15 protein-coding genes and 1 riboswitch are annotated in these 14810 nt (G+C 31.9%); of the genes, 9 read left to right on the top strand and 6 right to left on the bottom strand.

Going from position 1 to position 14810, the window contains the following annotated elements; all coding sequences use genetic code 11:
- Positions 1–18 precede the first annotated feature (18 nt).
- Positions 19–576 carry a hypothetical protein gene (locus ACSBO6_RS11960; RefSeq protein ID WP_098843720.1) on the top strand — a complete coding sequence of 186 codons (558 nt, stop codon included), beginning with the start codon at positions 19–21 and terminating at the stop codon, positions 574–576.
- A gap of 44 nt (positions 577–620) precedes the next feature.
- On the opposite strand, the gene ACSBO6_RS11955 is transcribed toward ACSBO6_RS11960, so the two are convergent.
- Both ACSBO6_RS11955 and ACSBO6_RS11950 read right to left on the bottom strand, forming a co-directional pair.
- Positions 621–812, bottom strand: a complete 192-nt coding sequence (locus tag ACSBO6_RS11955) for a hypothetical protein (RefSeq protein WP_098843721.1) — start codon at positions 810–812, stop codon at positions 621–623.
- 133 nt (positions 813–945) lie between these two features.
- On the bottom strand, positions 946–1410 hold the full coding sequence (locus ACSBO6_RS11950; protein ID WP_098843722.1) for a MerR family transcriptional regulator: 465 nt from the start codon (positions 1408–1410) through the stop codon (positions 946–948).
- A 483-nt stretch (positions 1411–1893) separates the two neighbouring features.
- Between ACSBO6_RS11950 and ACSBO6_RS11945 the strand changes: the two genes are divergently transcribed.
- Positions 1894–3210, top strand: coding sequence for a hemolysin family protein (locus tag ACSBO6_RS11945; RefSeq protein WP_498843425.1), 1317 nt, complete (start codon positions 1894–1896; stop codon positions 3208–3210).
- Between the two features lie 76 nt (positions 3211–3286).
- Here ACSBO6_RS11945 and ACSBO6_RS11940 read toward each other — a convergent pair whose 3' ends face one another.
- Entirely contained in the window at positions 3287–3676 is a 390-nt protein-coding gene (locus tag ACSBO6_RS11940) for a YueI family protein (protein ID WP_098843724.1), read from the bottom strand.
- Between the two features lie 283 nt (positions 3677–3959).
- On the opposite strand from ACSBO6_RS11940, the gene ACSBO6_RS11935 reads away from it, so the two are divergent.
- Positions 3960–5099: a histidine kinase N-terminal domain-containing protein gene (locus tag ACSBO6_RS11935; protein ID WP_098843725.1), complete on the top strand. Its 1140-nt coding sequence runs from the start codon at positions 3960–3962 to the stop codon at positions 5097–5099.
- Positions 5100–5131: 32 nt separating this feature from the next.
- Here ACSBO6_RS11935 and ACSBO6_RS11930 read toward each other — a convergent pair whose 3' ends face one another.
- The gene (locus tag ACSBO6_RS11930; RefSeq protein ID WP_498843424.1) at positions 5132–5890 is read right to left on the bottom strand and encodes a DUF4397 domain-containing protein; all 759 of its coding nucleotides are present in this window, start codon (positions 5888–5890) and stop codon (positions 5132–5134) included.
- 242 nt (positions 5891–6132) lie between these two features.
- Positions 6133–6235, top strand: a riboswitch (purine riboswitch).
- A gap of 31 nt (positions 6236–6266) precedes the next feature.
- Here ACSBO6_RS11930 and ade point away from each other — a divergent pair.
- Positions 6267–7988 (top strand): adenine deaminase, encoded by a 1722-nt coding sequence (gene ade, locus ACSBO6_RS11925; RefSeq protein ID WP_498843423.1) that lies wholly within the window; start codon positions 6267–6269, stop codon positions 7986–7988.
- 110 nt (positions 7989–8098) lie between these two features.
- Here the strand turns inward: ade and ric are convergent, their stop codons facing one another.
- A complete protein-coding gene (gene ric, locus ACSBO6_RS11920; RefSeq protein WP_498843422.1) occupies positions 8099–8803 on the bottom strand; it encodes an iron-sulfur cluster repair di-iron protein in 705 nt (234 codons plus the stop codon).
- 406 nt (positions 8804–9209) lie between these two features.
- Between ric and ACSBO6_RS11915 the strand changes: the two genes are divergently transcribed.
- Positions 9210–9452 carry a hypothetical protein gene (locus ACSBO6_RS11915; protein WP_098843729.1) on the top strand — a complete coding sequence of 81 codons (243 nt, stop codon included), beginning with the start codon at positions 9210–9212 and terminating at the stop codon, positions 9450–9452.
- Between the two features lie 128 nt (positions 9453–9580).
- On the opposite strand, the gene ACSBO6_RS11910 is transcribed toward ACSBO6_RS11915, so the two are convergent.
- On the bottom strand, positions 9581–10315 hold the full coding sequence (locus ACSBO6_RS11910; RefSeq protein ID WP_498843421.1) for a P-loop NTPase: 735 nt from the start codon (positions 10313–10315) through the stop codon (positions 9581–9583).
- A 153-nt stretch (positions 10316–10468) separates the two neighbouring features.
- Here ACSBO6_RS11910 and ACSBO6_RS11905 point away from each other — a divergent pair, with 153 nt between their 5' ends.
- The 4 genes from ACSBO6_RS11905 to ACSBO6_RS11890 are packed head-to-tail and all read left to right on the top strand — an operon-like array spanning position 10469 to position 14809.
- Positions 10469–11590, top strand: a complete 1122-nt coding sequence (locus ACSBO6_RS11905) for an MFS transporter (RefSeq protein ID WP_498843420.1) — start codon at positions 10469–10471, stop codon at positions 11588–11590.
- Positions 11587–13743 carry a formate dehydrogenase subunit alpha gene (fdhF, locus tag ACSBO6_RS11900; protein ID WP_098843732.1) on the top strand — a complete coding sequence of 719 codons (2157 nt, stop codon included), beginning with the start codon at positions 11587–11589 and terminating at the stop codon, positions 13741–13743. Before ACSBO6_RS11905 ends, fdhF begins: the two co-directional genes overlap by 4 nt.
- Positions 13740–14303 (top strand): 4Fe-4S dicluster domain-containing protein, encoded by a 564-nt coding sequence (locus tag ACSBO6_RS11895; RefSeq protein ID WP_098843733.1) that lies wholly within the window; start codon positions 13740–13742, stop codon positions 14301–14303. The genes fdhF and ACSBO6_RS11895 overlap by 4 nt, the downstream gene beginning before the upstream one ends.
- Before the next feature lie 2 nt (positions 14304–14305).
- Positions 14306–14809, top strand: coding sequence for a QcrA and Rieske domain-containing protein (locus tag ACSBO6_RS11890; RefSeq protein WP_180232757.1), 504 nt, complete (start codon positions 14306–14308; stop codon positions 14807–14809).
- The last annotated feature ends 1 nt before the right edge of the window (position 14810 follow it).

Genomic DNA, 14810 nt, shown 5'->3' with positions numbered 1-14810 from the left:
TTTTAGGGGTGAGTGAGAGTGTTTCGTGTTATTCATACAAAAGAAGAAAATAATTTATTTAACGAGCTTTGGGGAGATTTTTGTGAAGAAAACGAAATACCTTTCTTAGTAAGAAGTAATGAAGTTACTCGTTATGGAATTTGTAATTCGGATAAAAAATTAATTGGTACCCTCGAGTTTAGTAAATATAATATTGAAAATGAGGAAAATGATAAATACTATTATAACTTTTCCGAAAACAAATACATCAAATATATTCAAAATGAAAAAATCTATGAAATTGGTAAATTATTAATTACAAGGGAAAATAGAGGGAAGGGATTTTTTAAACAAATTTTACTAGCATGCTATGATCATGCAAATCACACTAATGCTGATTGGTATATTGGTACAATAAATAAAAGACTATATATGTTTGCTAGAAGTGCAGGATTTAAAATTTTACCGATTGATGAATATTTTGAAATAAGTGATGATATAATCGCTGTACCATTTTTATTGGATATTAAGCATGCTATTAAACTATTGAAATATTCGAATGAATTCAAAGAAATATTAATGTATTACGATAAGTAATTGCGAAAAACTCAGGGATTCAACCTGAGTTTTTCAAATTAATCCTATTCTTGCTCAAGAATACCTGCAGCCTGATGCGTTTGATTATAAGCTGTTTGACAAGCTTGAAGCGCTTGTTCGATTCTTTCATGGTTTTGTGGTTTTTCAACAGTTTCTAATGCAGATTGAAGACATTCAATTGCGTGTTTAAGTTCAGTAGTTGCATCCTGAGTATATTGACGCGCATTTTTTTGCATAGAAATTCCTCCTTTCATACAATTTTATTTTTGACCAACATTCTTTTTAGTATGTAAAAAAACGTAGAAGAAAATTCTTCTACGTTTTCTCAAATGCCTAGTTGCTTAAGGCTTCTTAATCTATAAACATGTTTTAAACTCCAAAGATAGACAAAATTGCAAACCGTTTTTTCGGTTTAAATGCTATAATCTTTTTCTGATCCTCTAAATCTGCTTTTAATAAGGTTACTTGTTCATTTAATTGTTCAACTTGGTTTTCAAGTTGAACAACTATTTTCTTTAAATCTTCAATTTCACAACGATGTTCTAGTATTTGTACTGAAACAACTTCATTCGCTTTTGTTTCAACTTTTTCTTCAAGTTTTATTAATTTTTGTGTTAATTCTTTAATAATGTCAGTTTGATTAGTATCATTAGGTTTTGTTTCGTTCGTTTGCATAGAAGCCTCATAAATTTCTTTAATTTGTTCGATTTGTTCTTCTGTAAATAAATAGCCATTATGAGTTTTCTCTACCTTTAATTTTCCTTTTTTTAGAAAATATAATACTTTTTTATTTGTTAATTGCAGTTGTTCTGCCACTTGAGAAGTTGTATACATACGAATTCCTCCTCCAAATAATTTATATATTAAAAAATTCTTTATAAAAATTCACATTCCTTCGAGGTTGACAAAACTAGTGTTGACTCGGCAAAAGTTCTTAAAATACTTAGAATATAGTTGTTCTAAACATTCAAAATGGCTGAATATGTAAACTTAATTACTTTTGTATTGGATTTTAGCGAAATACGGTTATTTACGGCTTTATTGACGTCATATTCTACAAATTTTATAAAAAGTTGATAAATAGCAAATAATGCCAAGCGTTTAAAGAAGAAGGAAAAAAGAAATATGGTAAAGAATGGTAAGTTAAGAGAGAGAGAGAGTATTAAGTAGGAAATACAGAACCCGTTTCTAAAATCGTTTTAAGTACGCCTAAATAAAAAAATTTTGATAACAAATTATTTTACTGAATATACTAAGATAAGCCTAATTTTAAAATTATGAAGATGGCCTTCACTTCCAATTGGAGGGATGACTCAATTGTTTGGAATTGGTACTAAGTTATTATTAGTTGTTGTATTAATTGCATTTACTGCTTTTTTTGTTGCATCAGAATTTGCAATCGTAAAAGTTAGAAGTACTAGAATTGATCAATTAATTGGTGAGGGAAATAAAAAAGCAAGAGCTGTAAAAAGAGTAATAACACATCTTGATGAATATCTTTCAGCTTGTCAACTTGGTATTACTGTTACGAGTTTAGGTTTAGGTTGGTTAGGTGAACCAGCAGTTGATGAATTATTGCATCCACTACTTGACGATTTGCATTTGCCTACTGCAGTAAGTGGTACAATTTCTTTTTTACTTTCATTTGGAATTATTACTTTTATTCATGTCGTAGTTGGTGAATTAGCACCTAAAACAGTCGCTATTCAGAAGGCTGAACAAATTACATTAACGTTTTCACCAGCTTTGATTCTTTTTTACAAAATTACCTATCCGTTCATTTGGTTATTTAATAATTCAGCAAGGATGGTCTTAAAAATATTTGGACTTCCCCCTGCTTCAGAACATGAAGTTGCACATTCAGAAGAGGAATTAAGAATTCTCCTTTCTGAAAGCTATAAAAGTGGTGAAATAAATCAATCTGAATTTAAGTATGTGAACAATATATTTGACTTCAATATGCGAGTAGCAAAAGAAATAATGGTACCTAGAACGGAAATGGTTGCAATTGATTTGCGTGAACCTTTTCACGAGAATATTCATTTTATGAGTACAGAAAAATATACTCGTTTTCCTGTTGTAGATGGAGATAAGGACCATGTCGTTGGATTAATAAATTTTAAAGACGTTTTTACTGATTTCGTTCTTCACAAAGGAGATGAAGAGGTAAAAACACTTGAACAATATATTAGACCAATCATTCAAGTGATTGAATCAATATCAGTTCACGATTTACTTGTTAAAATGCAAAGAGAACATATACATATGTCGATATTAGTTGATGAATACGGAGGTACATCAGGATTAGTAACAGTTGAAGACATCCTAGAAGAAATTGTTGGGGAAATTCGAGATGAGTTTGATGTAGATGAGAAAGAGGATATAAGTAAAGTAAGCGATAATAAATTCATTATTGCAGGTAAAGTATTGATTAGTGAAATTAATGATGTTTTTAGCTTAGATATTGATGATACAGATGTTGATACAATTGGTGGATGGATGTTAACGGAAAATTTTGATGTGCAAGAAGGAGATTCGATTGTCTATCAAAACTCTAGATTTAAAGTACTTAAGTTAGATGGACATTATATAAAATCGATTGAATTAACACGAGAAACCGATAAAAAAACTTGAGAGCCAAGAAGAAAGCGCAACTTAATAAATTTAAGATGCGCTTTTAACTTCATGATTTAAAATTTCACATATCGAATTAAAAATTAGTTGATTGATAAAGTTCATCTTTAATAAATATTTCATTTTTATCAATTGCGTCATTATGTGTAACGACAAGCCCAATCGGAGTAGGGACTGGTAAATTATTAACTAATGAAAAGGGAATATTTTTTTTCTTTGCAAGTAAAAGATATTTCGAAATCGTATGATAGGGAAGTGTACCATTTAATAATAAAGTAACGTTTTTCAAATTGATTGCTTTTTCAACGGTCGGATAAATTGAATTTGCCATCACTTGGCTTGTAGTTAGCGCAATTTCAATTCTTTCACGAATTGTTCCTAAAAAAATATTTCGTTCTTCAATTTTTATTTGTTTTTCACCATAGATACCTTTAATTAAATAATCTTCAACATTATTTCCAGCCATCGAAATACCACCTTCAGTTTATTAATTTAATTGTATCTAATTTTAGTCTATTCTACTCAGCCTATTATTGACAATTTTGCATACTTTTAGTTTTATAGTAAATAGAACAAAGTGACAAACGTAAAAATTCAGTTGCTGAATGAAATATAGATCAATTAAATTGCAATCTAATCAGAATATTGTAAAAAATATTACTTTGTCGTAATAAATTCGACAAATTTTTATTTTTTTACTTAACGAATATTTAAAAATTTGTTACTATTTAATTAATAGATTTTTTTTATTGGAGGTGTTCCTTATTGATAAGTCAATAGAGAGTAGGTATAGCACTTTCATACAGGAAAGTATGCCTACGTTAACAAAGAATTGGATCGCTCAAGCGGTAATAAGCAATGATGATCCATTTAAAACAGAGATTATCATTAATGGAACTAAATTGATTGATTTTACGTTATTATTTATTGAGGGTAAAATAAATGAGGATCAAGTCAAACATTTGGCCCATAAAATAGCCCTTGAACGAGTTAAAGCATGTGCTAACATTGGTGATTTTGTGTATAACTCAAATATAGGTAGAAGTGAACTATTTAAACATTTATCAGAATTTGAAGAAAGTATTAGTCTAGTTCAGCCACTTATTAATAAAATTAATTACGTTTTTGACCAGTTTATTTACTTTACTGTAAAGCAATATTCATATCTCATTACACAAGATATAGAAGAGAAAAAACAGTTTATTGACGAGACTCATAAAGAAAGACTTACAATCTTAGGACAAATGTCTGCTAGTTTCGTCCATGAATTTAGAAATCCACTTACTTCAATTATTGGATTTGTTAAATTACTTAAAGGTGATCATCCACAATTAAAATATTTAGACATTATCGATCATGAATTGCATCAATTAAATTTTAGAATTGAACAATTTCTTCATATCTCGAAAAAAGACCATGATCAAATGGTGGAATCCTTTTTAATTAATGATTTATTTAAAGAAATTACAGAATTTTTATATCCGAGTATTGTAAATTCGAATGTCATTTTACAAGAAGGAATATCTCAAAAAATATACATACCAGGTTACAGAAATGAACTTCGTCAAGTTTTACTCAATATATTAATGAATTCAATTGATGCTTTGGCTGAAAACGATGGTCAAAAAATGATTCATTATCAAGTATCAGATTTAGAAGATCAGATTGAAATTCAAATAAGAAATAATGGACCTAAAATTAATGAAGAAAGCATACGGACAATTTTTGAACCATTTGTTACAACAAAAAATCATGGTACTGGAATTGGCTTATTTGTATGTAAGCAAATCATTGAAAAACATGATGGCCAAATTAAATGTAATTCTGATGATGAATGGACAGCATTTTACATAACGTTGCCAAAAGAGGCAACAAAAAAACTCGGATGATTTGTCCGAGTTTTTTTGTTGTATAAAACAGTCTAAATTAATGTAATAACTTCAAATTTGGGGTTCTCTTCAAGGTACCCTACTGAAATTAAATCATATACTATATTTTCTTTATACTTTGATTTATAGAGGGGGAAAATGACCATTTTCGTACCTGCTAATCGTATTTCCAAATTAACTGTCATCGGCGATATAAGCAGATATTCTGAGGCTTTTTTGTATGGGACATTTGGGAAAACAACATCTCCTTCACCAGCTTTAACTGCAAAATCTAGATTTGGTGAATTAGGGGATAAATTAATAAAGCGGATTTTAGCTTCTCCTTGGGGCAAGGAGTGATTGTCGAAATATGAAAACAGTGAGATCTGGTCTAAGTTTTGACCAATAGCAATCGTATAATTTTGTTCGGCAAGTAAAGTAATCTGTTCAGTGTGAATTGGCTTTGATTGATCATTCGTTTTAAAAATCTCAACAAGGTGTATCCCTGAAGGTAATGTTAAGTAGGGAGTTGATTCTTTATAAGATAAATTTGAATGAAATTTAGTACGATTAACGTATATGTCTAAGTCTACTTTTTTAGGTAAAACATTAACGAGTCTAATAAATGCTAAATTTCGCTTTATTATTTTTTCCTGTTTATTACTTGTTGGGGAATGATGATTTATTAACCTTTGAAACGAATCAAATCGACTAAAATGAACTTGGAACAAATTGTCCTCTTTTTTTGAATAGGATGAGAAATGATTAAAAATATTCGGGTTTATTCGATGTTTTTCTACGACTTTATTCAAACTACATACCTCCTATGATTACCATCCTACATTACCATTTAAAATAGTATTCATTAACGAGAAAATTATGAATATTTATATTGAAAACTCAAAAAATATTATTCCTTTTTGAATTCAAAATTTAATAGAATTCAAACAATAGTTATTTACAAATATGTAGTAGCAATTAATGCAATCGAGTTTAGTAATTCAGTTAAGACATAATTCTATAACTTGTTTTTTTAGTCTGGGTCACTAAATAATAAAGAGGTTCTTAATATGCTTGTATCATTTTGGAAATAACCGGTCCAAAAGTTTCTATCAAGCTGCCGAAATAGTTTGACTACTGGAGATATAACATAGCATATTCTCTGATATACATTTGGAGGAAACAAACATGAACTTACATGAAATGAAATCGTCAATCAAAGCTGAAAAAGCTGATTTTTTAATTATAAATGGGAAAATAGTAAATGTTTTTACAAAAGAAATAATAGAGAATTCGATCGCTATTACAAATGGGGTAATTGTTGGAATAGGTGATTATGAAGTTAAAGAAGTAATAGATGCCAAAGGGAAATATATTTCACCTGGCTTTATTGATTCACACGTTCATATTGAATCATCAATGGTTTTACCTAGTGAATATGCGAGAACTGTACTACCTCATGGTGTAACGACTGTTATTTGCGATCCACATGAAATCGCAAATGTTTCAGGGGTGGATGGAATTAAAATGATGTTAGACGCATCAGAAAATATTCCGTTAGACGTTAGAGTTATGTTGCCGTCTTGTGTACCTGCTACTTCTTTAGAGCGCGGGGGAGCTATACTTTACGCAGAAGATTTAGAGCCCTTTATGACACATCCGAGAGTACTTGGATTAGCTGAAGTAATGGATTATCCTGCAGTTATGTCCATGGAAAAACAAATGATTGAAAAATTAAAATTAGCCCACACTTATCAAAAACCGATCGATGGTCATTTAGCTGGACTAACTAAAAATGAAATAAACACATATGCTTATGTAGGTATTTCAACTGATCATGAATGTACGAATGTTCAGGAAGTATTGGAAAGACTTAGAGCAGGTTTATATGTAGCATTTAGAGAAGGGTCCGCTGCAAGAAATCTTAAGGATTTATTACCTGCAATCAATGATCGTAATGCACAACGAATCATGTATTGTACTGATGATAAACATTTAGACGATATCATGAAAGAAGGTTCGATTGATTTTTGTATTCGAACAGCAATTAAATATGGAATTCACCCTGTGACTGCCTATTCAATGGCAACGTTAAATCCGGCAATATGCTATGGATTAAAACAAAAAGGTGCAATTGCTCCTGGATATGAAGCAAGCTTAGTATTTTTAAACGACTTAGAAACAGTTGAAGTAACGGACGTATGGTGTAAAAGTGAGTTTATCGTTAAAAACAAACAAATTAGTAAACTAATCAAAAATGAAGAGTCAATTTTGATTGATTCCAAAGTAAACTTAGGAGATCTAAAGATTGAAGATCTTGAATTAAAAACAGACGGTAAAAAGCAAGCAAATATAATTGAAATTAACCCTAATAGTATTGTAACAAATCATTTAATTGAAAATTTATCTGATGAATATACTCATTTTGTACCAAGTGTCGCAAAAAACTTATGTAAAATAGCTGTAATCGATCGCTATCAGTCAAAAAAAGAGATTGGTCTTGGGATTGTAAAAGGTTTAAATTTAATAGAGGGTGCAATCGCTACAACGATTGCTCATGATTCACACCAATTAATTGTTGCCGGTATGAATGATCATGATATGTATCTTGCCATTAAAACAATTGAAGAAATGAACGGTGGAATAGTAGTCGTATCTTCTGGAAAAGTAATTGCCAAATTATCATTACCGATCGGTGGTTTAATGAGTAATAAATCGGCAGAAGAAGTAGAAGCGGGATTACATGAAATTGAAACTGCATTACTTCAAATTAGACCAAATAATACATTTAACGCATTTTTAACATTATCATTTCTAGCGCTGCCTGTTATTCCGAGTATTAAACTAACTACTAAAGGTTTATTTAATGTAAATGAATTTAAATTTATTCCGGTATTTTCTGGTGAATAAATAGTATGAAAGGAAGGCACTTATTAAAGGAGTCTTTTTATGTGGATATGAACAATTCAAAAAAGAGCACACATGATGGCTCCTTTTTGAATTCTAATATTAAAATAGTACTATTTTACAATTGCTCTTTTAAATAATATATTATTTTCTAAATGGATGTGTTGGAAAGTATCTGACTCTAAAGCTTCAAGTCTTTGATAAACAAGTCGGTAAGTACCACATGCTTCCATTGGTGGGGTATAGTCATTTGTAATGTCACGTAATTCTTTAAAAAGATCCCCAGCAGTACTGTGCTCATTTTCTAATTCTTCAACGACTTTACTTAATTTCTTGTAATTTTCTTCAGTTGGATTTTTTTCATAGTCTAAAATTAATTTAAAGTCCACTGATTCTTCTTTCCATGTATGTTGTTCTAATTCAGTTTTTAAATCAAAAAACAGTTTGTGCAATCTTACTAAATGAGGTTGAGTTCCACCGTGAACTCGCATTACTTTTGTTACATATGGACTTAATTGAGGTAATTCCTCATTTAAAAAACGATGATGCTTGTTTACAATATGATTGATTAAATCACTACTAGATGCTTCTTTAAAATCAATCATTACTTCATTCGATAATTTAGTTTCTTGATATAGTGAATTTAGTTTTGTTAAAATTTCATCTTTTGATAATTTTCTTTCTTCAATTGCTTCAATTAGTGGTCTATTTCCACCGCAGCAAAAATCAATTCGATATGATTTAAAAAGGTCACTAGCCTTTGGAAACTCTGTTACAATCTCGCTAATTTTGTCGAACTTATTAAAAGGTTGATTCATATTAAAAACCTCCATAAAATTTTATTTGCTTTGATCTTTCTGAGAAAAGAATACCAACAATAACAACTAAAGATTGTGATACAAATCACATTTAAGAGATTTTAAAAGAAATTTTAAAAGAAATGAAATTTGAGGAGCTGTTATCATTAAATACTGATTTGATGGTTTAGATATATTACTTTGTATATGAATGAACATAAAAATAAAGTTTATACAAGATAATTAGCGAAACATGAAACAATTAAATGTTCATTGTTTCACAAATTAGACACAGATTTTAAATTAAATGAATGATATGATCTTTATGTAAATATCACTTCATTGATTTTCTGTAATTTAAATAATTAACATCTTGAATGTTTAAGTTTGTTTTTTCTATGAATTTAGTCGAAGGAGTGAAGGGGAATTGTCTAAAACTTATATGGTATATAGTTATAAAGATGGATCTTGTATAGGTAAAAACTATTTTCAAGGGGCAACTTGGAAAACTTTAATGAAGCATTTGGCTGTTCGTAAACGTGACGGTGAACTTAGATATGGAAAAGTAATTAATCCTGATTATGTAGATATATATACACTTGATAAAGATCATAAAGAGGTGTTAGTAAAAGAAAGAATGACTAATTTTACTAGACTTTCAATGGCTTAAAATGTTTGGCAATCACATTTTGTGGTTGTCTTTTTTTATTACTTTAATTGCTTTTAAAACATCTGAAAAAAATTTTATCAAAATAATAGTACAAGTTATATAATATCTTACAACTTGTACTATTATTTCTAAGAAGTCAGTTTGATGACTGCATGTGCTAATTCATTGTATTTTTTCCCCATTAATGAATCAGTATGGTAAATTCCTAATGCTGGGGAATTAGCGTCTGGTCTTTGCACGGGGAATTGTACAAGAACTTGGCTTGCCAAGCTCTGAGCTAGACGGTCCCCGCCGTTTTCACCAAAGAGATTAATTTGATTGTGACAATCAGAGCATTGAATATAGGCCATATTTTCCACGATTCCTAAAATTTTGTTGCCAGTTCTTGATGTCATAGCACCTGCTCTGAATGCAACTTCTGAAGCTGTTTCATGTGGAGTGGTCACAACAATTTCTTTTAAATCTTTGACCAAATCATTTAAATCCAAAGGTATGTCACCAGTTCCAGGAGGTAAATCAAATAATAGATAATCTGTATCTCCCCAATCAACTTCCTGAAAAAAAGTTTTAATGACTCTACCAAGCATAGGTCCTCGCATAATAATAGGCTGATTGTCAGTACGTAAAAAACCAGAAGACATAAGTTTTACACCGAGTTTTTCGATCGGCTGAATTCTTTCATTAATTGTTTGTGGTTCCGTTCTTACTTCCATAATACTAGGGATACTAAATCCATATATGTCCGCATCAATTAAACCAACTTTTTTCCCTTGATTTGCTAATGATACAGCTAAGTTTGCTGCAACAGTAGACTTACCAACCCCACCTTTTCCACTAACAATAGATAAGTAAGTAGTAGGCAATTTTTTCAACTCCTTTCTGAAATTTAACGTTCTTACAACCTCATAAGTATTAACAAGTAATGATTAATTTATAGCAAAATTTAGTAATCGTGGAATATTTTTATCGTTTATTGGAAGAATATGCATATTAAAAATAGTCATGGAGTGGAAAAAATGGAAAATGATTCAAGGGAGTACCAAGCTTATACGATTTCATCTGGTGCTTTTGCATCGAAAGCAGCAAGAAATGCCTTCATTGTCTTAGTTCTCTTATTTCTATCAGTCTATATCGGTTCTGAAGCATTTGGTTTTTTTGATATGGCATTGTATGGATATTTGTGGGCAAGCGTTTTATGTTTTTTATTAATGACGATTCGAATTACAGCTTGGACAATGAGACCACCAACTCGTCGTTTATGGCAACAAGGAATAAAAATGTTTTTAAGTCCTAGGGGATGGAAGTTTTTATTTGGAACATTATTTAAAAATATCGGGGTTCAGAAGTTTATTTCACATCGTTCTTGGTATCGTTGGATTCAGCATATGTCAATTTCATGGGGAGTAATGATTTCATTTGCGATTACATTCTCATTAGTTTTTGGATGGCTGCATTTCGAATTAGTTAGTTCTCGTACATATCAGGTTGTAATGTTTGGAATTCCTGTTTTTAAAATGCCTGTGGATTCAACGTTAGCTTTTTTAATTTACCATGGGCTTAATTGGGCAGGTATTGCAGTGATAATTGGTTGTCTCATGGCGATGAACCGTAGATATCGGGAAGAGAAAAAATTAGTAGAGCAATCAAAAGTATACGATTTCTTTCCGTTACTATTATTGATCGCTATTTCAGTAACGGGATCGCTACTTACTGTATCTGCTTATTTCATGAAGGGAACTTTTTATGTTGGAATAGGACTAGCTCACCAAATTTCAGTCATCATTTTTTTATTATATTTTCCGTTTGGGAAATTTTGGCATCTTCCTCTACGTTTCTTAGCTGTTGTGATTCCTGCTTATCATTCTCTAGAGGAACAAAAACCTTGTTCTAGATGTGGTAGGGAGTATGCTACAGGAACACAAATTAAGGACGTACAACTTGCGTTAAGCAAAAGACGACTTTCAGTACCAATCGACAATTCAAATTTTCATATGTCTGATTTATGTTCCGAGTGTCGTAGAGTCACACATCGGTTAGCGGCTTTTGGATCACCTATACAATTTGGAGAAGCTAATGTATTGGTTATGCCAAATGGCCAAAACGGCTTAACAATGAGTCAAGAAGGAAGTGAAAAATGATGGGCCATCCACAAAATGCTGAATACTCTCAAAGAGAATACGAACCGATTCTTAGAGAAGGAGAAGAAAATATTGCTACACATTGTTGTTTTTGTGGTATGCAATGTGGGATGAATATTCGGGTCGAAAAAGAAACAAAAAAAGTTATTGGAGTTGAGCCAAGATATGATTTTCCGATGAACGGTGGTCGACTTTGTCCTAAAGGAGTTTCAGCTTATCGTCAAGCTGAACATGGCGATCGAATCGTAAATCCATTGATTCGAAAAAATGGAGAGTTAGTAGAATCTACTTGGGAAGAAGCAATCGACTTAATTGTTAGCAAAATCCAAGAAATCCAAGGGAAATATGGAAAAGATGCTTTTGGAATTTATAGTGGTTCTTCAATGACGAATGAAAAATGTTATTTAATGGGGAAATTCGCTAGAATCGGACTTGGCACAAAAAACATTGACTACAACGGTAGATATTGTATGTCTGCTGCAGCGGTTGGTTTTAACCAAAGCGTTGGTATCGATCGAGGATCTACAAATCCGTGGTCTGATATTAAATCAGCAGATGTGTTACTTATTGCTGGATCAAATACAGCAGAATGTCATCCACTATCAATGCCATATATTTGGGGTGCAAGAGATCGGGGTGCAAAATTAATTGTAGTAGATCCTAGACAAACGAAAACAGCCCTCGTTTCAGATGTACATTTAGATGTAAGACCCGGTACAGATGTAGCACTTGTTAATGGACTCATTCATCTCTTAATTAAAGACAATATGATTGATGAAAATTTTATTCAAAATCATGTTAATGGTTTTGAAGAATTAAAGTCTTTAACTGAGTCCTTTACTCCTGAAAAGGTTTCGAAAATAACAGGTGTTTCTACTGAAAAAATCATAGAGGCAGCAAAGCTTTTCGGGCAAGCGAAAAATGGCATGGTTATGTTTGCAAGAGGAATTGAGCAACATTCGAACGGTACCGATACTGTTTCAAATTATGTGAATCTATGCCTTTTAACTGGAAAAATAGGAAGAAAAGGATCAGGATTTGCTACATTTACAGGTCAAGGAAACGGTCAAGGTGGACGTGAACACGGTCAAAAAGCAGATCAATTACCAGGGTATCGAAAGATTACAGACCCCGAAGCAAGAAAATATATTGCAGGAGTTTGGGGTGTTGATGAATCAGAAATACCCGGGCCAGGTATGTCAGCCTTTGAATTACTTAAGTCATTAGGGGAAGAAGTAAAAGGACTCCTTTTAGTTTGTAGTAACCCAATGGTATCCGCACCTACAGTAGGAGATGTAAAAAAATATTTAGAGAAGCTAGACTTCTTTGTCGCAATCGATATTTTTTTATCTGAGTCAGCAGAGCTTGCAGATGTTGTTTTACCTTCAACCGTTTGGTTAGAAGACACTGGAACAACTACGAATGTTGAAGGCCGCGTAGTTCTTTTAAAAGGAATCGATCATACACCAGGAAATGCAAAAAGGGACTGGGAAATCATTTGTGAAATTGCAGATCGATTAGGTAGAGGTAAATATTTTAAATATAATTCTTCAGAGGATATATTTAACGAATTGCGTATAGCAAGTCGCGGCGGGAAATCAGATTATTATGGTATTACTTATGAAAAACTCGAAAAGATGAATGGTGTATTTTGGCCATGTCCCTCAAAAGAACATGAAGGTACACCTAGAATGTTTGAGGACTTGAAATTTGGATTTCCAGATGGAAAAGCTAAATTACATGCAATTGAATACAAAGGTCCAAATGAGAAACCTGACGAAGAATTTCCTTATATCTTAACGACGGGCCGAGTTGTGTACCATTATTTAAGCGGAAATCAAACGAGAAGAATTGAGGCATTATCTAAGTTTTGTCCAGAACCATATGTTGAAATAAATCCTGAAACGGCTAGAAAATTAAACATTAATAATGGAGAACCAGTGAAACTCGTAAGCAGAAGAGGGGAATTAACTGTTCCAGCTAAAATAACGAAAATTATTAGACCAGATACTTTTTTTGTTCCTTATCATTGGGGCAAAACAATGGCAATAAATCACGTAACAAATCCAGCATTGGACCCAAAATCAAAAATACCTGAGTTTAAGGTTTGTGCAATACGAATTGAGAAATTAGATCAAAGGAGTGCACAATGACTAAAGTATTATATATTGACTTTGAAAGATGTATCGGATGTCGTGCATGTATGATTGGTTGTGAAGAATGCAGTGGACATGACCATTTATCTAGAATGTTTGTCGACGAATTAATGCCTGGTGAGACAGTAGCAACTTCTCCAACACCATGCATGCACTGTTACACGCCAGCTTGTGCTGAATCATGTCCTGTACAAGCGATTAGTTTAACTGCTGATGGTACGGTACTTTCTGCGTCACACGAAAAATGTATTGGTTGTAAAAACTGTACTTATGCTTGCCCATTTGGCATACCTCGAGTGGATGACGCAAAGAAACTGATGTATAAATGTGATTTATGTTATGACCGTACATCAAAGGGACGTCCTCCTATGTGCGTAAGTGTATGTCCTACAGATACAATACAATTTAAAGATGAAGAAGAAATTAAGAAAAATTCGACTAAGCCAGTACAGTATGAATGGAATTTTGGTGGAACATTAATTCAGACTAGAACAGTTATTGGGATTCCTGATACGAAAACGAATAAATATGGCTATTATGATACACAAGGTGAATGAAGATGAAGAAATTTGATCATTTTTTGCAAAAACTTACATTTAATATTCGTAGAGATAAAGAGTTAGATATGAATCGAAGAGGATTTATTGGAGCTAGCTTAGGTTTAATCGGTACAATGTTTCTATCATCGATTCCTTTGGTAGGCCACGCTTTAAAAAAGGATGAAAAGTCTTCTCAAAAAACGATGAAAATTGCAGGGATCGAAGAATTAAACATTGGTGATAGTAAACCATTTTCTTATGATAATGAAAATGATCCTGCTTTACTTATTCGAATTTCTGAAGATGAATACAGAGCATACCATATTAAATGTACCCATCTTCAATGTCCAGTATATTATGATAAATCCACAAATAAAATGGCATGTCCATGTCATAATGGATTTTTTTCTGTTTACGATGGGGCTGTATTATCAGGTCCGCCTCAACGTCCATTACCCTCAATTCTTTTAGAAAAAAGAAAAGATGGTTTATATGCAGTTGGAACGAAAGGTGGAGAACATTAAT

This window comes from Bacillus sp. AL-1R, from assembly GCF_052180195.1.
GTDB lineage: Bacteria > Bacillota > Bacilli > Bacillales > Bacillaceae_G > Gottfriedia.
The sequence above is the reverse complement of the archived record's forward strand: the minus strand, read 5'-3'. Positions and strand labels throughout refer to the sequence as shown.

What these genes read in the sequence shown, in the direction of transcription:
- ACSBO6_RS11955 (WP_098843721.1), bottom strand. Translation starts at nt 812, where the DNA reads ATGCAAAAAAATGCGCGTCAATATACTCAGGATGCAACTACTGAACTT.
- ACSBO6_RS11950 (WP_098843722.1), bottom strand. Translation starts at nt 1,410, where the DNA reads ATGTATACAACTTCTCAAGTGGCAGAACAACTGCAATTAACAAATAAA.
- ACSBO6_RS11940 (WP_098843724.1), bottom strand. Translation starts at nt 3,676, where the DNA reads ATGGCTGGAAATAATGTTGAAGATTATTTAATTAAAGGTATCTATGGT.
- ade (WP_498843423.1), top strand. Translation starts at nt 6,267, where the DNA reads ATGAACTTACATGAAATGAAATCGTCAATCAAAGCTGAAAAAGCTGAT.
- ric (WP_498843422.1), bottom strand. Translation starts at nt 8,803, where the DNA reads ATGAATCAACCTTTTAATAAGTTCGACAAAATTAGCGAGATTGTAACA.
- ACSBO6_RS11905 (WP_498843420.1), top strand. Translation starts at nt 10,469, where the DNA reads ATGGAAAATGATTCAAGGGAGTACCAAGCTTATACGATTTCATCTGGT.
- fdhF (WP_098843732.1), top strand. Translation starts at nt 11,587, where the DNA reads ATGATGGGCCATCCACAAAATGCTGAATACTCTCAAAGAGAATACGAA.
- ACSBO6_RS11895 (WP_098843733.1), top strand. Translation starts at nt 13,740, where the DNA reads ATGACTAAAGTATTATATATTGACTTTGAAAGATGTATCGGATGTCGT.
- ACSBO6_RS11890 (WP_180232757.1), top strand. Translation starts at nt 14,306, where the DNA reads ATGAAGAAATTTGATCATTTTTTGCAAAAACTTACATTTAATATTCGT.